The sequence below is a fragment of the Thermoflavimicrobium daqui genome (genome assembly GCF_003313465.1).
Taxonomy (GTDB): domain Bacteria; phylum Bacillota; class Bacilli; order Thermoactinomycetales; family Thermoactinomycetaceae; genus Thermoflavimicrobium; species Thermoflavimicrobium daqui.
In genome coordinates this window covers 187,448-208,881 of sequence record NZ_KZ845666.1, presented here as the reverse complement: position 1 = coordinate 208,881, position 21,434 = coordinate 187,448, and the positions used below count along the sequence as shown (strand labels likewise).

Here is a 21,434-nt window from a genome sequence, read left to right as displayed (position 1 = left end):
CAACTGTTGAAGAGTTGCTATTTTCATTCTTATTGGATCATCGCAACATAGCAGAGTGGTGAGTATGCATAATATATACACCTTTTCAAAGACTATACAGTATGGTATGTTATTGTCAACAAGTTTAAATATAATTTATTAAAAGAGAAGGAGATTATAAAATGAAAATCTTAATTAGACAAGAACTTACTGAAGAATATAATACGACTGAGATGATTGTTAAAAGAGCCTTTTTAAATGAAGTATATAGTGACAAGAAAGAGCATCTACTTATAAATCGTATTAGAAAATCAGATGCATTTATTCCTGAACTTTCATTAGTTGCAATTGATCAAAACAAAGAAATGGTTGGTCACATTCTTCTATCTAAAATTACAATCGTAGATGCTGAAAAAACAGTGGATTCTTTGGCGCTTGCTCCAGTGGCTGTCGTACCTGAGTACCAGAAAAAGGGGATTGGAAGTCAATTAATTCATGATGCATTAAAAAAGGCAAAAAAAATTGGTTATCATTCAGTTATTGTTTTAGGACATAAAAATTATTATCCAAAATTCGGATTTAAACCAGCGAGTTTATGGAATATACGAGCCCCATTTGAGGTGCCTGATGAAGTTTTTATGGCTCTAGAATTAACTGAGAATTCCCTTAAAAATGTGCAGGGTGTAGTTCGTTATTCAGATGCCTTTTCAGAATAAAGCTACTTTAGTAAATTGATTAGATATTAATTAGAATGAGATTGTCCACTGAAAATCGTTTTTATCATTTTCAGTGGACAATCTTTTTATATGATCTGTGACAGATGGAGAAGGGATTCAAGCTTCCAATTTGACGATTAATGAAAATCCTCCAAAACATAATGTAAATCTAAAATCATTACTCTGTACCATTAAACGCCAACTTATCTACTATTTGTAGAAAGAAGAGCATGTTTTTTTTCACTTTTGGAGTAATATTTTTTAGCTTTATATCACATGTATCCAGTTAAGTCTTATAACCAACCTCAATCGCGTCGCACTCTTTGTGCTTCTCGTGTTGCTCATCGTCCACTTTGTGGTGCTATGTGGCATTGGGGCTATCTCCCTGAGTGGTTTTCATGATTCATAATTTTTTCCTTCTAGGACTGAATTAGTATGTATTATACTCGTTTTTTGCTGATAGATGGAATTAATCCTGTTTCCGACGAAACTTATAATGGTATTTCCATACACATATAGCATTCAACCAAAGGATTATAGAGAGAAAAATAATTTGTGCTTCTGCTTCAACTAGTATTAGCATGGTGCAGACTATAACTGCTATTGTATTTGCTATATCAGCCAACCAAAAAAGTAATCTCTCTTTGTCTTTGAGTGAAACAAGAAGATAATTAATAAAACTGAGTAATATAAGAAAACATCCAGATATCAAAAACCAAACAGAATCTAAATTATAATGTGAATAAAACAGGGGAGTTGAAAAACAATGAATGACACCAATAACGAGAATGAGGAGATTAGTGATCATTAAAGTTTTTTTCATGGTAACCAACCTTTCATAATAATTTATATCCCCAATGATATTACCAAATATTTATAATTAATTTGGTATCCTACGATGATAAACTATAATTTCATCCATCCAAGTGCTTTACTGATTTCAAAAAACCTCGCATATAAGTATGGGAAACAGACGTGCCAGATGTAGTCTCAAGGATCAAGATGTTGGCAGGCAGCCACACGGAACCGGAGCTTTGATGGTGGTTGTATGCTTCTTGTGAAAATCTCATATGGAACCTCTTCAATGTTTGTGTTTTGTTCGGATTTGATAAATAAGCAATAATAGACCCTCTATAACTAGAAACCAAAACCCTGAAATAGGTGCAAGGATGGAAGATACTACACCATATAATAAAATTCCCCAAACTAGAAAGGTTGGAATTGTATAACCTCGTTGAATACTCCATAAAATATAGCCACCCAATAAAGCAGATGGAAAACACAAGCTTTCAATTGAAGTCCAAAAATTTCGCTGAAACACAATGTCACGATTTTCCCAAGGTGGGACAACTGAGTTCCAAAGACCAGACATTATAAACTGTTTCCACATCTCGTGGTCTGCAATGATTGCGTAAATAGGATGAAAAAGACCCATAAGGATCAGTAGCCCTCCAGCTAGTTTGGGAAGCCATAAATGGGAAGAGCTTTTTTTATTCATTGCCTTGCCTCTTAATATAAAATCAGAAAATTCCCTATTCTTTTTTATGAATGCGATATCGTAAGTAGACATTAGACAGATCAACAAAGGGAATGGATTATATATTATTTCATTCCTTTTGACATTATACCATACCGTATGATATAATTTCGAAAAGAATGAAATTATATAAGTTAAATATTGACTTATTAACTTACTGAACGGCCAAACTCTGATTTTCGGAAAGCTATACCTATTTCCAAGAGATCCCGATTTTGAAGTTAATATATCAGTTACTAGAACATTTGATCATATGGTTGATCGAACCACTTTGGTTTAAAAGTGTTTTGAACAACTTGTAAAATATTATCCGACAAACAAGGAATGATGAACCATGTATATGAATATAAAACAAAGTTCAATCAATAAAAAATTACCAACTCAAAATTTGAATGCCTTTGAACGTTTTACAAAGGTATCTGTCTGGCCTGCCTATGTGGGCTTCTTCTGGGCGCTCATGTATGCAGTTTTCGTCCGTTTCTATGAAGCAGCAGGCGGAGTTATTCACAATTCGGCTCAATTTTAAGGAGACACTAGCGGGCTTTACATGGCAAGTTACAATGCAGGTGTCTTAATCCTAGTCTGTGGATTCATCTTGCTTACGCTTGTCAAACCGTATGGAAGGATTATTCCGACGTGGATACCGTTGATTGGGGGGTTAAAAATCCCTCGTTTGATGATATTAATTCCTACTCTTTTATGTGCTGCCTTTTTAATTGCACACGGAGTTTCTGGAATGATTATATCAACTCTGTCTTTAGCAGGTGTTATTACAATGAAGCTGCCTCATTGGATTGTGTTTGATATGGACAGTTTGGCTTTATGGGATCTCTTGCTTTACCAACCATGGTTTCTTATCATGGGTATATTGACCTGCTTAACAGCTGCTCACTATGCGCATGCTTCTGGTGTTCAAATCTCTACTATGAGACGAAGCACGGTACTGTATTTGATCTTTGTTTTTCTGCTGACTACATTCTTTGTATTCTCTATGCTTTTTGACTTCGCCGATAAAATAAGTTTCTTTTAATTATAATGATGGTTTTCTTTCATGTATTTGAGATCGTGCTGTTCAGCTTTAGGAGGAAATATGTGTTTAATTGAATAAAAGACACGAAAATTGATGAAAAAAATTGATTATTTTTAACGCATTAGAAAGATTTACTGATAAACATATCCGTCAGATGTTAGGATAATACAGAATACTGAAACAAAGGGATAAGTCCTATTATGCGTATCGAGATCATACTCTGATCATTCTTTTATTAGGTACGGGTATGCAAATAGGTGAGGTAGCTCTACTCATCACAGAAAAGCTAGTAAAAGGGCTAGAAACTTCTAGAAAAGCATGACAATTAAAAAACAAAAAGGGACTGGGACAGAACAACTTTTCTCTCTCGTGGATGAAGACTAAACTCTTAATATAAAACGATGTTCGACCTGATGTACATCGATTTTTTATCAGAGTTTAGGAGTAGTAGATCAAGTCGAAACTCAGTTTTATTTTGTGGAATAGAAAAATCCTCTCGCTTTTCATTATAACAACAAACATATTCAAGTGATCTTGGGACCTGAGCAGTACAGTCTCACATGATGGTACTTTTTCATTTGGATGACTTATCATTTTTGGCAATTCTGAGATAATAGAATGAGGTTTATTATGAACTGATACATCGAGAAGATAGGGATGAATGAAAGGAAGGACACTCAAATTGCTTACTGTTGTAAATGCCGTAAGCCTCATCTCGACAAGAATGGGCAACATATAGGAATCGAAAAAAATCGAGTTTGGTTCTGCGAAAGTCATGAGTGTGAGAAAGATCAAGAGAGCATATGAAGTTACCAATCGATGAAGGACAGATCTTATACTTGAATTATATCTTTTGTGAGTATTTCAGTAAAAAAGATAAAATTTGGTATAAAGAATACCAAGTGATGCAAGACTTTGTGACCAGTCAACTCCATTGCTCAGTATATTGATCTTGGTCACGTTGGGGAGTTTGTCTGGGGGAGATTCGTAAGACTACTATTTTCTATTATCCGAATTTGAAACCTATTTTGAATATGGTGGCGAACTGCTTGTCGCTAAGAATATAATATGTCATTTAATATTGTTTACACTTGATTTGTCGGGAATGTGGGGCTCGATTAGATTATCATTTTGATGATAAAGGCACGATGATTAGGGTTGATATTAACTAGATACGATAGAGTAGAAAGCAAAATGAAGTATACATTAGACGTTACAAGAGAACGAGAGGATTTTATGAGCTTATGTGAATCAGTAGTGATTATGAGTTTTCCTCCCAAGATTCCAAGTTGTTTTTCTGTAGAGGCATGGGGTGTATATCTTCATAACACTCATAAAATATGGTCAGAAGAACAGATGAGAGATTTAGGTATTCATGTTCCATATGGAACGCAGGCGGTGGGGAAAGGATTGAAACATTTTATTATGCTTCTAGTTCAAAAAGTAAGAGGTTGGCTGAATGTATTCATAGTGAAGTAATTGGAGGGACATCTCAAAAAAACCGAGGTCTTAAGGATGGTTCACATTTATGGGTGATTCGTAAGACAGTCATGCCAGCGGTATTGATTGAATTTGGATTTATGGATGATTCTCAGCTGAGAGAATCGAGATTAATGATAGATCAGAAATTTTAACAAGAATGTGCTATTGAGGTATGCAAGGGAATTTGTCAGTTTTTTGGAGTAAAGTATACAGAGCCAAGTAAGCATATATCTGAAAGTATCATTAGACAGAGATTGTTATTTGGAGGCGGGTTCTCCAAAAGCATCAAAAGAACTATCCCGTTGGATTTTAGATTGGCGTTTACGTGGAAGACCTGGATACGCATCTTTACAACCTGTTATCAGTGAATCTAGGTCAAGTAAAGATGTTCGTGTAGTACTGAAAAAAATGTGATAGTACTTTTTGGGAGACTATCTCTTAGAGAGGGATTTCTATGGAAAAGGTTAGGAATAGTAATGGACAAAATGAAGATAACAACAAGAAAGTGTATCAAGCTCCAGCAATTTACACGCTCAGATCATTTGTAAAAAGAACCTTAGGAAATAAGTTTAATGATACTGCTGATTTAAAGAATTACTATAGTTAATCTTTTTTAAAAAAATGGATAAGAACGTTTAAAATTGCATCCCAGATAATATCTGGAGTGGGTATATATGAAATTTTTTGTGGTTTTTTCTCAAAAAATTGTTCCCATCCTTGGCTTCACCACTTACACATTTATCAGGTAATTACTAGGTATTTAGTGAGATGATTTTTGACCACAAATTGTCATCAGCACCAACCTAGTAATGACACGGCTTTTAACGAATTTGGAAGCTTCCAAAAATGAAGTAGTCGCATCGAAACACCTTTTTACTAAGCGAGACCATTTCAATGCATGATTTTTTCATGTGAGGGAGTGGTCTTTTTTGTTGCTTAAATTTGCTATAGAAGAGGGTGGAACAAGATATACAATAATTTAATAATAAAATATATTAATTGTATAATTATTTATTAATAATAAATTTACAACTTAAAAAAAATTAATTCAAAGATGACTTTTCCATCTTTTTCTGCTAATATGGAATTATCATAAAAAACCAAAAGAAAATTAATTGTTGTTACGGCACGTTAATGGACTGAGGGGACATAGTGTAATTGATGTAGTGCAGGTAATATACTTGGATGAAAGGGCGAAGCTATGCCACCGGCCAAAAGCGAAGGTAGGAGGGCAGACTGATTCCAATGGATTGGTATGCACTGTTCGTTCAAACTGGACAAGAAGAATTGGTAAAAGCTTTGATCACTAAGTATATTGATGAATCAACGATCAAGGTAATGGTTCCAAAAAGGAAAATAAAAGAAAGAAGACAAGGTAGACTATATGAGACAAGTAAGATCATATTTCCTGGATATGTATTTCTCAATACGTGCATGAATATAGACTTATACTATAAGCTCAAACAAATACCAAAGTATCTTCATCTTCTAAATAATTATCAGTATAACATTGACTACAAGTACGATGATATAAAGACTCAGGACAGTCAAAACTCTGCTTTTTGTCCAATCAAAAAAGATGAGATCGATCTCATTCTTCGATTGGTTCAAAGTAAAGAAGAAATTGGTTTTTCGAAAGTTTATACGGAAAATTCTAAAATTATGGTCTGTTCTGGTCCTTTAAAAGGGCTGGAGGGGATCATAAAAAAAATAGATAAGCGCAAAAACAGAGCGAAAATTGCTCTTAACTTTATGGGGATGATTCAAACAGTGGATGTTGGAATCGAAATATTAACCACTCCTGTATAGATAAACAAAATACTTATAAAATCGGAATGTATTTATTATGTAAGTGGAGTTAGTATAGTTCTATGGACACATCTTAGTTAAATTCTTGCAATAAATTTCAAGGAGAAGGATGTGTCCTGCAGTTTTTGAAATGGTGTCTACTTACACGACCCGAGTAGCAGGCAAGCAGTTCCACAGTTTGACTGTATTATTTTAATTATTTTCAGAAAATACAGTTATTATGGATAGTCAATATTAAAAAATGGGTTAATTAAGTGAATTATTTTTTGTGTATTGAACGGGGGAGTATAGACTCTAAAAACATTTACTTCGGAAAATTATAGGAGTAGTGAAATGAATGGCATTCAAATTTTAATAATATTCCGTATTATATATCAAATTGATAATCAATGTATAGCCTAGAATGAAAATTTTCCCCCACGAATTGCGTATCATCGTTTAGATAATGTGGCTCGGGGAAACTGATGACGGAACTGCAAAACGACTAGAGGCTATAGAGAAGCTCATTGAAGTGAAGAATAAATGCTTAAAAAGAGAGGAAGAAGAAATTGATTCAAAATGAGAACTTAAGAAGAATGCTAGAGTGGAATTGTACCGATGTGGATTTACCACAAATCTGTCTTCATCAGTTATTTGAAAGGCAAGCTCAACAAACTCCTGATCTTGAAGCGGTTGTCATCGGCAATGAGTTGATTACTTATCAAGAATTGAATAAGAGAGCGAATCAAATTGCTCATTTTTTAGTAGAAATGGGAGTGAAGCCGAATACCCCAGTAGGCTTATTCATGGAGCGTTCCATTGATATGGTTGTTGTATTAGTAGGGGTTTTAAAGTCTGGAGGAGCTTACTTACCCATTGATCCAGAAGTTCCAAAAGAGCGTGTTCATCAAATTCTACAAGAGGCTAAATCTCCATTATGTATATGTAATAATGATTTACAAGAGCTTAGACATTCCGAACTGACTAGTTTTGTCATTCTAGAAGAAGTCAAAGATATTATCTCTCTTTTACCAGAACATAACCTAGATGTTAACGTTACACCAGATGATATGGTATCTGTTTATTATACATCTGGCACAACAGGGACACCTAAATGTGTCGCAAATATTCATAGAGGCTATGTGAACAAAATGTTAGCGATGCAGCGAGCTTATCAATTGAAGATTGGTGAGACGCTGTTACAAAAAGCAAGTATTGCTTTTGATGACTCTTCCGTAGAGATTTTTTGGCCGCTGATATCTGGTGGAAGGGTAGCATTAATGGAGCCGGGTCTACATCGAGATCCAAGAGCCATTGTAGAGGCATTGATTCACTATAAAGTTACATATATGTATGTAGTTTCTAGTATGTTAAGCCGAATCCTAGAAGAAATAAGAGAAGATGAACGTGACTCATTCATCGGCTTAAAGGGAGTTTTTGCTGGTGCAGATCCTTTAACTTCGGATATAGTAGATAGATTTTTCAAAAAATTGCCGGGTAAACTTTATAATACTTGGGGCTCCACAGAAGTCTCGATTGACGCAACCATTCATACTTGTACACTAGATGATCTCCATGAAGATGGAGTCATATGTATAGGAAAGCCGTTTGATAATGTATATGTTTATATTCTTGATGAGAAAATGCATCCTGTTCCGGTAGGAGAAGTGGGAGATCTCTACGTAGCAGGAGTTGGCGTATCTAGAGGCTACCTAAATCAATCTAAGAGAAATGCCAAAGTGTTTTTACAGAATCCATTTCAAGAAGGAACAATGTATAAAACAGGAGATAAAGGATATTACAGACCAGATGGCTCAATCATGTTTCTAGGTCGAGTAGATAACCAAGTAAAAATAAGAGGGATTCGAATTGAGCTAGAAGAGATTGAAAAAGTGTTACGCAAAGAGCAAAAAGTAAAAGAGGCGATTGTTCTATTAAGGGAAGAAATTCCAGGAATCAAGCGTTTAGTTGCGTATGTTGTACTGCATGGAGGGGAAGAACTTACAATTAGTCAATTGAAAGCGGGTATGAAAAATTATTTACCCCAATATATGATGCCTCATTTCATCATCTTTTTGGATAAAATGCCTTTAAATCAGAACAACAAAATAAATAAAAAAGCACTACCTGCCCCAAGTGCAATACGACCTAATGTCGAATCAGAGTATGTGGCTCCAAGCAGTGAATTGGAAGAGTGGTTGACAGGGATTTTTGCTGAAGTTTTACATATCGAAAAGGTTGGAATCAAGGATGACTTTTTTGAGCTTGGTGGAGACTCTATATCAGCGACTCAGGTTATGACCCGTATACGTGCTTTTCTGGATCAGGATGCCCCTTTAAAACTGTTGTTCGAACATAAAACGGTAGCCGAGTTGGCAAGCTATTTCCATGATTATGAACCTGCAAATGAAGTCAAAACAATTCAACAAATACCCAGAAACAGAGAAGCTTTTCCTGCGTCATTTGCTCAAGAAAGGCTATGGATAATGCAAGAATTGGATAAGAATCAGCCTGTTTATAATGAACCTATTGCCTTCAGAATCAAGGGTCATTTAAATAGTACAGCGTTAATCCATGCATTACAAAAGATAGTTGAAAGGCATGAAACGTTGCGAACCTCTTTTAAAATGGAGGATGAACAGCTGACTCAGGTGATCGTGGATGAGCTAAAATTGGACATCCCTGTATATGATCTAACTACCATGCCAACCGAAGAACGCAAGGATTATGCCCACAAGGTCATGTATGGAGACGCCAGAAAGCCTTTTGAACTCCAAACAGCTCCATTGTTTCGGGCTATGCTATTTAAGCTGAAAGATGAAGAATGGTTTTTATATATGAATATGCATCATATTATTACGGATGCTTGGTCTTTCCTCGTGCTCTTAAAAGAGTTAAATATACTCTATGATGCTTTCCAGAACGACAAATTATGTCCTTTAGAGCCGCTATCGTTCCAGTATCTTGATTTTTCAAGCAGGCAAAGAAACTGGCTGGAGAGAGGTGAGATCACTAGACAGCTCGATTTTTGGAAGGCAGATCTAGAAGGTATGCCTACCGTATTGCAACTGCCTACTGATTACCCAAGACCTGCCGTTTTAACGTATGATGGGGATAAACTCTATTTTTCGATTGATTCTTCGCTAGTAAAACGAATCAGAGAGTTGGCAAAGAGCAGCCATGCTTCGGAATATATGGTCTTCCTGTCGGCATTCAATCTTCTTCTTCATCGTTATTCTGGACAAAAGGAAATTTTGATCGGTTCTCCGACCGCCAATCGCAATCAACATGGATTAGAACATTTAATCGGCTTTTTTGTTAATACTCTAGTCATCAAAAGTATATACAAACCAGGAACCTCCTTCTTTGATTATTTCAATGAGGTAAAAGAACGTTGCTTTACGATATTTCATCATCAAGACGTCCCTTTTGAGAGATTAGTAAGTGAATTGCAGCCTGAAAGGAATATGGACTATTCTCCATTAGTTCAAGTTATGTTTGCGTTCCAAAATAAAATGGAAGAATCTCTGGAATTACCTGGTCTAAACGTTGAACTGATCAATCTGAATAACCATACAGCTAAGTATGACATGACCATGTTTCTAACAGAGAATAGCAGAGAGGAATACCAAGGTGTTCTTGAATTTAACTCAAATTTATTCAAGAAATCAACGATTGAACGATTGGTTGAAAACTTCGTCACACTGTTGGAGCAAGTCGTATTAGATTCTAAGAAAGAGTTAGCTGCATATTCTATCGTATCAGGAGCAGAGCTAGCCCAAATCATGAAACTCAATGATACAGACCATGAATTTGAGATGTGCTGTCTCCATGAATTATTTGAACGGCAAGCACAGCTGACTCCAGATCATACCGCCGTTGTTTTTGGAGATGAAAGTTTAACCTACAGAGAGCTTGATGTACTTTCAAATCAGCTAGCCCATTATCTAATCTCAGAAAAAGGAATAGGACCGGATCAAATCATTTCTATATGTATTGAACGTTCTATAGAGATAGTTGTTGGACTTTTGGGAATTTTGAAAGCTGGAGGAGCCTTTTTACCTTTGGATACAGAATCTCCTCCTGAAAGATGGCGCCAAATTATAATGAACTCGGGCTCTAAATTATGCTTAACTCAACTCTCCCTTTCTCAGTCTCTGCCGAATGATATGATGGATGTTGTGGTGTTAGAGCTAAACCACAAAGATATTTTTGCAACAGCATCTAAAGATAAGCCGATGGTTCATGTTACTCCTGAGCATCTTGTATCTGTTTACTACACATCTGGTTCAACGGGAGTACCTAAAGGAGTAGCCAATCTTCATAAAGGTTGGGTGAACCGCATGATTTGGATGCAACGCTACTTTAAATTAAAGCCAGGGGAAACTGTACTACAGAAAACAACATTAACATTTGACGATGCGGCTGTTGAATTTTTTTGGCCGCTCATGGTGGGCGGGCGTATTGCTCTAATGAAGCCAAACCTACATCGCGATCCTAGAGCGATTTTGGATGATGCCATTCAATACCAAGCGGTACATCTGCAGTTCGTTCCGAGCATGTTAAATATGGTCCTTGATGAAATAACACCAGAGGATATAAAGAAGCTTTCCTCATTGAGAAGTTGTATTTCCAGCGGGGAAGCCTTAAGTCCGAAAACGGTGAATCGTTTTTTTGAAACCATGCCAGGAACCCTTAATAATACCTGGGGTGCAACGGAGGTTTCCATTGATTCTACGATTCACACTTGTACGATAGAAGATACAAAGGATACTGGGCCCGTTTGTGTAGGGAAGCCGATCGATAATAACTATGTTTACATTTTGGATGAACATTTACAGCCTGTGCCAATTGGTGTGGTTGGAGATTTGTATCTAGCAGGGGTAGGTTTAGCTAGAGAGTATTTAAATGATTCAGAGAAAACGGACCGTGCATTTATTTCAAACCCATTTACTTCAGGCGAAAGAATGTATAAAACGGGAGATCGAGGATACTTCCGTGAAGATGGCTCCATTAAGTTTATAGGACGAGCGGACAATCAGGTGAAAATTCGTGGAATGCGCGTAGAGCTTGGGGAAATAGAGAATGTACTCCAAAAGCATCCACTAGTTAAAGACGTAGTTGTGGTAATAAAGAAGGAGACGGATGATCTGAAACGCCTTATTGCGTTTATAATCCCTAGTGATCCGGAAGGGATAAGAGAGGATAAAGAGATAAGGAATTATCTGAAAAGCAAGCTGCCAGAGTACATGGTGCCTAGTTTTCTCTTTTATCTCGAGCAATTTCCATTGAATAGCAATGGAAAGGTAGATCGAAATCAGCTTCTTCAACAGGATTTAGTGTTTCATCTTGATCATGAGTCATACGTTGCCCCACAATCTATGGCTGAAATCGCACTAGCGGAGATTTGGATGGATTTATTGAAGCTTAATCGAGTTGGGGTATTGGATCGTTTCTTTGAGCTTGGAGGTCACTCCTTACTTGCCACTCAAGTTCTTTCACGAATTCGCAGGCGTTTCGGGGTGGAGATTCCGTTACAGGAAATATTTTTGAAGGAAACTATACAGGAGTTAGCGTTAGAATTGGAAGAGCAATTAATCAGAAAGATTGAGAATATGTCAGATGAAGAGGCTAGTATGCTTCTAGAACAGTTAGATGAAAGCTCAATCTCCTAACTCATCAAAAATAAATGAAGGAGTAAATAATCAAATGAAGCTCCAGGGACTATGGTTACACAGAGACTTTAGAAACTTATGGTTTGGACAAACGATGGCTATGTTTGGAAGCCAGATCACACTATTAGCCTTTCCATTGTTAGCATCAATACATTTAAAAGCAACATCATTACAGATGGGGATTTTATATGCTGTGGAGTTTCTACCTATATTATTTATAGGATTACATGCAGGGGTTTGGGTAGATAGTAAACCCAAAAAGCCGATGTTGATTACGGTGGATATCATAAGAGCCATCTTAATTTTATGTGTTCCAGTTGCAATGTACTTCAATCTTCTACAGATAGAGTTATTTTATGTTATTGTTTTTCTGATTGGAGTCAATACCGTTTTTTCAGATATAGGTCAACTATCTTATCTTCCCTTTATCATAGAAAAGGAAGAGCTTATTGAGGGTAACAGCAAGATGGAATTTAGTAGTTCAAGTGCTTCAATTGTAGGGCAGAGCTTAGGTGGGGCTTTGGTTCAAGCTTTCACAGCCCCCATCGCCATTATCATTACAGCGTGTACATTTCTTACTTCTTCCTTATTTCTTTCTAGAATTAAAAAGAAGGAACCACCCATCCAAAAGGAGGGCCCAAAAGACGAAAAGATCATGGCGCAAATTTTAGAAGGAATTAAATTTGTAACAAAAAACAAAATAATGGGGAAATTAACGATTAGTGCGATGATCTTTAATTTTTTCACAGTGTTAATGGAACCCATATTTATTCTCTATGTCTCACGAGAGCTGGACATTCCTCCGATATACATTGGAGTCGTCTTTGCCATGTCGGGAGTTGGCGCTCTCCTAGGGGCGTTTATTGCTGGACCCATGACAAAAAAATTAGGGGTGGGACTGAGTATTGTTACATCCTTAATCATTGCAGGAACAGCTACGCTAATGATTCCTTTAGCTACCCTTTTACCGATGTATTATTCAATCGCATTATTGATCTTTGTACAGATCGTCGATTCAAGTATGCTCATTGTTCATAACATCAACCAAAGAAGCTTAAGGACATCGATTACCCCAGACAATTTAATGGGGCGGATGAATGCGTCTATTCGATTTTGCATCATGGGAACTGTTCCATTAGGTGCTGTGATTGGTGGAGCCTTAGGGGATTGGATTGGAACGTTACAAACGTTAATTATTGGTGCTCTCGGTATACTAGTAGCAGCCATCTATCTATCTATGTCTTCCATTCGCTCGATAAAAGATCTACCCAAAACTACTACGCATGAAGAAATAAGCCTTTAGTCTTGATTAAGTAGTAAATTATAGATGGATTATGAAAGGGGGGATTACTAAAACGATAAGTTAGTGAATAGAACAGAGCAGAATCGTTATTGATGACCAGAGTATAGGATATGTATCAAACAGGTCTATTTGAAGTGCTTGTATGAAAACATTTTTTAAGGAGGAATAAATCATAATGAACGTGAGCTGGGATTGGAACGATTGGAACCAACAGTTTAGAAATCGAATTCAGACTCTAGAGGAGTTAAAAAAGCATATTCATGTTTCCGCTGAAGAAGAAGCAGCCATTAAAAGAAGCGAAGGAATTTATCGCTGGGCTGTCACTCCGTATTATGCTTCACTAATGGATCCGAACGATCCAAACTGCCCGATAAGAAAACAGGCTATTCCTTCATCGAACGAATTTATTAAATACGATTATTCAGATGTAGATCCAGTAGGTGATACAAAGTACCGAGTGACTAATCGTGTCGTTCATAAATACCCAGACCGAATCATTATGTTAATAACAGATACTTGTCCCGTTTACTGTAGACATTGCACACGAAAATATCATACAACAGACCTAGATGGAACCTATTTTGGAGACAACGAAGTACAAACCTTTGAAGACGATTTTAAGTATATTGAGGACCATCCTGAAATTAGAGACGTTTTGTTGACAGGGGGAGATCCCTTAACCTATTCCGATAGAAAATTAGAAAAAATTATCGGAAGATTGAGAAGTATCCCGCATGTAGAAATTATTCGTATAGGATCTCGATATCCTGTCCTATTACCACAAAGAATTACAAAAGAATTTTGCGAAATGCTAGAGAAATATCATCCGATTTGGTTAAATACACATTTTAATCATCCTAAAGAAGTGACGGAAGAATCAGCGAGAGCCGTTGATTTATTGCTTAGACATGGGATTCCTGTACAAAATCAAAGTGTTCTATTAAAAGGAATTAATGATGACCTAGACACGATGAAAGAATTGCTACATGAGTTGGTCAAAATACGCGTAAGACCTTACTATTTATATCATTGTGACAATGTGACCGGGGTCTCGCATTTCATGACATCTCTAGAAAAAGGAATAGAGATTATGAAAGGGCTTGTAGGGTATACTACAGGGTTTGCAACTCCAAACTATATTATTACTACAATAAATGGAAAAATACCAATCCCTATTGAAACAATCATCGATTACAATGAAGATGGACTAGTACTAAAAAGCTATGAGAATAAAGAAACCATCCTTCCTTATTTAACGCCTGAAGGGGCGGTTGAAGTTAAATAAAATGAAAAAATCGTATACCGTCTCGATGAGATGGTATACATTTTCTTTTTTAGCAAAGTAATGCAATGACTAAAGCAGCTGGAAGGAGAGGGCTCGATATGAATCATGATGAACGTAAGTCTAAACTCTCAGCAAAGAAGCAACACCTATTAAAAACATTATTAAGAACGAAAAAAAATAGTCATTCATTTACCTCAGAAATTCAGATCGCCAAACGAGAAGGCGATATCCCCGTCTCTTCAGCCCAAAAAAGATTGTGGTTCTTAGATCAGCTTCATCCGCAACACCCTTTTTATAATATTCCCTTGCTTTTCCGCATAAAGGGGAGACTTTCAGAGACAGCATTACAACAGAGTATCCAGGAATTGATACGAAGACATGAAACCTTGCGAACCACTTTTTCCGAGGTAAACGGTGATCCAGTTCAGGTGATTACTGAAGAGCTTCAATTTAGAATGGATGTCATCGATATAGAAAATAACTCTTTAACTCAAATGGAAGATAGAGCGATGGAGTTGCTTTTAGAAGATGCACAGTTACCGTTTGATCTAGCTAATGGTCCCCTTATTCGTGCTAAACTAATTCGTCTCAATGAAGAAGACCACTTCTTTATGCTAAATATCCATCACATCGTTTCAGACGGTTGGTCTACTGGTGTTTTGTATCAAGAGTTAGAGACTCTTTATGAAGCGTATCTAACAGGGAGTGCATCTCCTTTACAAGAGCTGAAAATTCAATATGTTGATTATACTCTATGGCAGAATGAATGGCTTAAAGGGGAGGAAATGCAAAGGCAGTTATCCTATTGGAAAGAAAAGCTAAGTGGAGAATTACCCGTTTTACAATTGCCTTGGGATTTCTCACGGCCGAATCGTCAATCATTCAGAGGAAAGAGCATCTCATTTACAATCCCACACCGCCTTACATCATCGCTAAAGAAACTAAGTCAAAGAGAAGGCGTTTCACTGTACATGACATTGCTAACTGCATTTAAAACCTTGTTACATCGCTACACTGGACAAGAAGATTTAATAGTAGGGTTGCCGATTGCTAATCGAAGATTTCAGGAGATAGAGGGACTGATTGGTTTCTTCGTGAATACGTTAGTTTTACGCTCTTCTCTTTCTGACAAGATGACTTTTCTAGATTTCCTTCGCCAAGTTCAAGAAGCTACTTTAGAGGCCTATTCCAACCAAGATGTGCCATTTGAAAAGGTGATAGAGTCGATCCAACCTGACCGTGATTTAAGTAGCACACCAATTGTTCAGGTTTTGTTTAACTTGATTACGTCTACTCCTCCTCTCAAGCTAAAGGATGTAATAGTAGAGGCATATGACATAGACAATCAGACAGCAAAGTTTGATTTAGATGTTTTATTACAAGAATACCCTGATCACATTATCGGTATTGTCGAATACAGCACTGATTTATTCAAAGAAGAAACCATTACCCGTATTTTTGATCATTTTCTAACACTATTAAATAGTATTGTTGAAGATCCAAAACAGCCTATTTCTCAGTTAAAGATGATGAGTGATTCTGAGGTTCAGCAGGTACTTGTGGATTGGAACCAGACCGTTACATATGATATGCCAGAAAAGTGCTTGCATCATCTCTTTGAGGAGCAAGCAGAGAAAACTCCTGATGAGCAAGCGGTTATATTCAAAGAAGCTTCTTTAACCTATCGGGAATTAAATGCGTTAGCCAATGGACTAGCTCAACAGTTGAGAGATAAGGGAGTCGGTCCTGACGTAGCTGTAGGAATTTGTATGGAAAGATCGTTAGAAATGATCATTAGCGTTCTTGGTGTACTAAAAGCAGGTGGAGGATATGTACCTCTAGATCCCGCTTTTCCCGAGGAGCGTTTATCCTACATCTTAGAAGATACGAATGCTCCTGTGATCTTGACTCAGTCTTCATTTCAAGTATTACTTCAGAAAGTCAAAGGGCATCTGATTCTATGTGATCATCTACAGGATATTACACCAACCGAGCAAAATCCCAAAGTCGACGTCACCCCTGATCACTTAATGTATGTGATTTACACCTCGGGTTCAACGGGGAAGCCGAAGGGAATTATGATGGATCATCGCCCCCTGGTCAATCTGATCCAATGGCAGAACAAAAATTTGTTGTCTCCTAAAGCCAATGTACTTCAGTTCTCAACTCTTAACTTTGATATGTCTTGCCAGGAGATCTTTGCCACATTTAGTAATGGAGGAACCTTAGTACTTATTGACGAGAGAACGAGGAAGGATCCAGAGGCACTATTCAAGCTGGTCTTAGATGAAAAGATCAGTCGTGTCCACCTTCCCTATATTGCTTTTCAACAGCTAGCTGAAGTAGCCGATCAATTTGATCTAAGCCAGTGCAAGTTACAAGAGATCACCGTTTCAGGAGAACAGTTTCGAATTACTCCTCAGATCAGAAGCTGGGTCAACCAGTTAAAAGGATGCCGTATACAAAATCATTACGGACCATCAGAAACTCATGTGGTTACAGCCCTGATGATCGATGACTTAGAACAAGAAGAAAACCCATTGCCACCCATTGGCAAGCCGATTGACAACACAGAAATCTATATTCTTGATTCTCAGCTTCAGCCTGTACCTATTGGTGTACCAGGAGAGCTATACGTAGGGGGGATCTGCCTAGCAAGAGGGTATTTGAATCGAGATGAATTGACTCGCGAACGATTTATTCCACACCCATTTTTGGAACATTCGAATGCCCGGCTCTATAAGACCGGGGATCTTGCACGCTTTTTGCCTGATGGAAATATAGATTATTTAGGAAGAATGGATGATCAGCTGAAAATTCGTGGATATCGAGTTGAACCGGGAGAAGTAGAGTCTGTGATTAATCAATTTCCTGGTATTCAGGAAACGGTCGTCATGGGCCATGAAGAATCAGGTCAAGCTTATTTAGCCGCTTATATCGTTGCTGATCATAGGCTAAACCAGGATCGTTTAAAAGAACATTTAAAGCAACAAATTCCAGAGTATATGATCCCATCCATCTTCATGCAGATTGAAGCCTTACCACTAACGCCGAGTGGCAAGGTAAGTCGTCGCTCGCTTCCCAAACCAGACCGAAATTTATTAACAGAGAACAAGACTGAACCAGAAACGGAAATGGAGAAGTGTATTGCTGCCATTTGGGCGGAAGTATTGAATTGTGAACCAATCGGAAGAGAAGATCATTTTTTTGAGCTAGGGGGACATTCTCTCTTAGCCACAAAAGTGATCTCGCGTGTTCGTTCCACTTTAAACAGTGATTTCCCTTTGCATTGGATTTTTGATTATCCAAGGTTATGTGAATTAGCGGCTTGTGTAGAAGAGCATTTACAAAAAGAGTCAGAGCATAAAGCTGAAAGGGTGTCCCCTGCTCCTCGTGAAGCATGCATGCCGCTTTCGTACGCTCAGGAGAGAATATGGTTCTTTGAACAGCTGCAGCCGGAATTAACGGCATACAATCTATCATTTGCTGTACAAATACAGGGTAACTTAGATATTCATGCGTTAGATAAAAGCTACCAACAAATCATTCGGCGACATGAAGCGCTTCGTTCCACGTTCCCAGCAAAGGATGGTCAACCGGTACAGGTCATACACCACCCTACTCCATACACTATTGAAAAGGTTGACTTAAGGCACTTAAAGGATGGAGAGCGTGAACAGCAAGCTAGAATCTTAGCCAATCAGGAAGTAGACAAGCCTTTTGATTTGGCTTGCGGTCCGCTTATCCGGGCAATTTTATATCAGTTAGATGATCAGGAATGGGTGCTTCTGTTTACCATGCACCATATTGTATCTGATGGTTGGTCGATGTCTATCTTTGCAGATGAACTATTCATTGGTTATCGAAACGAACTGATTGGGGACGATAACTTACCTCCTGACCTACCCTTGCAATATGTTGATTATGCGGTCTGGCAACGTAATTGGCTGCAAGGAAAAGTATTAACAGAACAAATGGACTATTGGAAGCAACAGTTAGAAGGAGCCTTGCCACTTCTGCAGCTTCCTACTGATCGCCCACGACCTGCTGTGCAATCAAATCGAGGAGCAAGTGTACGGTTTAGCTTTAATCAACAGCTAACTGAGTCTATTAATCGCTTCTGTCAGGAAGAGGATGTCTCGTTATATATGACCCTACTGACAGCATTTAAAGTATTATTGCATAGATACACAGGTGAAGAAGACCTGCTTGTAGGTACACCCATAGCGAACAGAAATCGAAAAGAATGGGAGTCTTTGATCGGCTTCTTTGTTAATACTCTTGTGATCAGAACCCATCCTCAAGCAAAACAGACATGGCGAGAGTATCTAAAGCAAGTGCGTGGTGTGGCATTGGAGGCTTTCGAGCATCAAGACGTCCCTTTTGAAAAGTTGGTTAAAGAGTTACAGCCACATCGAGACTTAGGGTACTCCCCTTTGTTTCAAGTGATGTTTATTTTACAAAATACGCCGAATGAATCGGTGAATCTCCCATTCATTGACATTCAGCCTGTTGAGCTGAATACACAAACTGCTCTTTTTGACCTCACATTAGAAATGGAAGAGATAGAAGGAGAGATAAGAGGAACGGTTGAGTATGCAACAGATTTATTTGACGAAGATACGATACTTCGTTTTATCGGACATTATGAGCAGCTATTACACGGTATGTTAAAGGCTCCAGATCAACAAATTTCGCAGACTCCTTTGTTAACGGAACAGGAGCGACAATTATTACTAACCGATTGGAACCAAAATGTTGAGCAAATACCGGATCATCAATGCTTGGTTCATGAGCTGTTTGAGAAAACGGTGGGTCGCTATCCTGATCAGATTGCTGTAGTGGATGGAGAGGACACGTATACGTATCGGGAATTAAATGAAAAGGCGGACAAAATTGCTTCAATATTAAGACAGAAACAAATTGGTCCGGGGACGATAGTCGGAGTTTATCAAAAGCGTTCAATTGAATTAGTGGTTTCCGTGATGGGTGTGTTAAAGGCAGGAGCTAGCTATGTTCCGCTTGATCCAAGTTATCCTATGGAGCGAATCGCTTGGATGATAGAAGACACACATACTCCTGTGATCTTAGCACATACAGAGCTGGTTAATCGTTTACCAAATGATGAGTTTGATACGGTCTTAGTGGATAAAGCTCTGACGGAGTCCGTGGTTATCAGCTCAGAGCAACTGGCACGACAGGCGACATCTGAAGATCTTGCCTATGTGATCTATACCTCAGGTTCGACAGGCAAGCCAAAAGGGGTCATGATTCGTCATCGTTCTTTAGTCAACTTGATTTATTCTATTGTCCGTGGAAAACAGTTGGATTCAAGTGATCGAGTGACCCAGTTTGCGTCTATCAGCTTTGATATGGCTATTGAAGAAATGTTTCCAACTCTTATTCAAGGAGCAACATTAGTGTTACGACCAGAAAACATTTTGGTTACGAATGATTTTATGGACTGGATTTACCATCAACGTGTTTCAGTTCTATACTTGCCTACCGCCTATTGGCACTATTTAGTGAATGAGCTAGAGGTAGGAAGGGATGTATTCCCTGATTCTTTAAGAGTGGTGGATGTTGGGGGAGAAAAAGCCTCCATGTCTGTGTATAAAAAGTGGATCCAGATTACAGAAGGACGTATCCACTGGATCAATAGCTACGGACCAACGGAAGCCACTGTTGCGGTGTGCAGTTACTCTGATAAAGAATCTGACCAGCTCGACGAGTGTAAAGAGATTCCTATTGGCAGAGTGTTTCCTAATGTTGAGCTCTACGTTTTGGATAGCCATATGCAACCTGTTCCTATCGGTGTTTCAGGTGAATTGTATATAGGAGGTGTAACTCTAGCAGAAGGCTACCTTCATCTTCCTGATGTAACCGCACAAAAATTCGTTCCACATCCTTTTAGAGATAAAGAGCGGCTGTATAAGACAGGAGATCTCGTTCGCTACCGTAAGGACGGACAGCTTGAATATATAGAGCGGATTGATTCTCAGGTTAAAGTACGTGGCTTTCGCATTGAACTAGGGGAGATAGAAGCCACGCTTGAACAACATCCTGACGTCCAACAAGCACTGGTGATGGTGCGAGAGGATTTAATACCGGGTCAAAAGCATTTGATTGCGTATTTGAAGGGGGAGAGGTTGGGAGACTCGATGGAGTCTATTCGTTCTTATCTAAAAGAAACTCTGCCTGATTTTATGATGCCAGCTTCCTTTGTCCACATAGAGGACTTCTCTTTGACACCAGGAGGGAAAGTAGATCGCAACTTATTGCCAAAACCGCAACTACCTCAAGTTATCAATGAAAATGAGCAACCTCGCAATTGGGTTGAGGAAAGGTTGGCTTCCATTTGGATGGAGGTATTGAATCGAGAACAGATCGGTATCCATGAGAATTTCTTGGAAATAGGGGGACATTCATTACTAGCTACTCAAGTAATGTCGCGGATTCGCAATGAGTTTTCAGTAGATGTTTCATTACAAGTCATATTTGACTCTCCTACGATTGCTGAAATGTCCAACATCATTCAAGCTTGGAAGGATCAAGGAAAGGCTGAAAGAAAATTGCCTATAAAAAAGGTTTCAAGAGTTCCTAGACATATCAAGTTTTAAAGCTTCAAACAGAGAGGAT

The 21,434-nt window shown here is 38.0% G+C and carries 11 protein-coding genes; 10 read left to right on the top strand and 1 reads right to left on the bottom strand.

What is annotated here, in order from left to right; all coding sequences use genetic code 11:
- Nucleotides 1-161: 161 nt before the first annotated feature.
- Nucleotides 162-695, top strand: a complete 534-nt coding sequence (locus DL897_RS09055; RefSeq protein WP_113658827.1) for a GNAT family N-acetyltransferase — start codon at nt 162-164, stop codon at nt 693-695.
- Between the two features lie 1,081 nt (nt 696-1,776).
- Here DL897_RS09055 and DL897_RS09045 read toward each other — a convergent pair.
- Entirely contained in the window at nt 1,777-2,193 is a 417-nt protein-coding gene (locus DL897_RS09045; RefSeq protein WP_113658825.1) for a DUF6463 family protein, read from the bottom strand.
- 586 nt (nt 2,194-2,779) lie between these two features.
- Here DL897_RS09045 and DL897_RS09040 point away from each other — a divergent pair.
- The 9 genes from DL897_RS09040 to DL897_RS09010 all read left to right on the top strand — a co-directional run bounded on the left by DL897_RS09040 (nt 2,780) and on the right by DL897_RS09010 (nt 21,415).
- Nucleotides 2,780-3,262 carry a DUF3995 domain-containing protein gene (locus DL897_RS09040; protein WP_240627329.1) on the top strand — a complete coding sequence of 161 codons (483 nt, stop codon included), beginning with the start codon at nt 2,780-2,782 and terminating at the stop codon, nt 3,260-3,262.
- 1,236 nt (nt 3,263-4,498) lie between these two features.
- Nucleotides 4,499-4,741, top strand: coding sequence for a hypothetical protein (locus DL897_RS18630; RefSeq protein WP_240627327.1), 243 nt, complete (start codon nt 4,499-4,501; stop codon nt 4,739-4,741).
- Nucleotides 4,714-4,896 (top strand): N-acetylmuramoyl-L-alanine amidase, encoded by a 183-nt coding sequence (locus DL897_RS19035; protein WP_420824126.1) that lies wholly within the window; start codon nt 4,714-4,716, stop codon nt 4,894-4,896. The genes DL897_RS18630 and DL897_RS19035 overlap by 28 nt, the downstream gene beginning before the upstream one ends.
- A 109-nt stretch (nt 4,897-5,005) precedes the next feature.
- Entirely contained in the window at nt 5,006-5,158 is a 153-nt protein-coding gene (locus DL897_RS18240; protein WP_168188734.1) for a hypothetical protein, read from the top strand.
- Nucleotides 5,159-5,989: 831 nt separating this feature from the next.
- Entirely contained in the window at nt 5,990-6,553 is a 564-nt protein-coding gene (loaP, locus tag DL897_RS09030; protein WP_113658823.1) for an antiterminator LoaP, read from the top strand.
- Nucleotides 6,554-7,101: 548 nt separating this feature from the next.
- Complete coding sequence (locus tag DL897_RS09025; protein WP_240627325.1) at nt 7,102-12,207, top strand: non-ribosomal peptide synthetase; 5,106 nt, start codon at nt 7,102-7,104, stop codon at nt 12,205-12,207.
- A gap of 34 nt (nt 12,208-12,241) precedes the next feature.
- Entirely contained in the window at nt 12,242-13,510 is a 1,269-nt protein-coding gene (locus DL897_RS09020; RefSeq protein WP_113658989.1) for an MFS transporter, read from the top strand.
- A 175-nt stretch (nt 13,511-13,685) separates the two neighbouring features.
- Nucleotides 13,686-14,795, top strand: coding sequence for an arginine 2,3-aminomutase (blsG, locus tag DL897_RS09015; RefSeq protein WP_113658822.1), 1,110 nt, complete (start codon nt 13,686-13,688; stop codon nt 14,793-14,795).
- 98 nt (nt 14,796-14,893) lie between these two features.
- Nucleotides 14,894-21,415 carry a non-ribosomal peptide synthetase gene (locus tag DL897_RS09010; RefSeq protein WP_168188733.1) on the top strand — a complete coding sequence of 2,174 codons (6,522 nt, stop codon included), beginning with the start codon at nt 14,894-14,896 and terminating at the stop codon, nt 21,413-21,415.
- Nucleotides 21,416-21,434 lie beyond the last annotated feature (19 nt).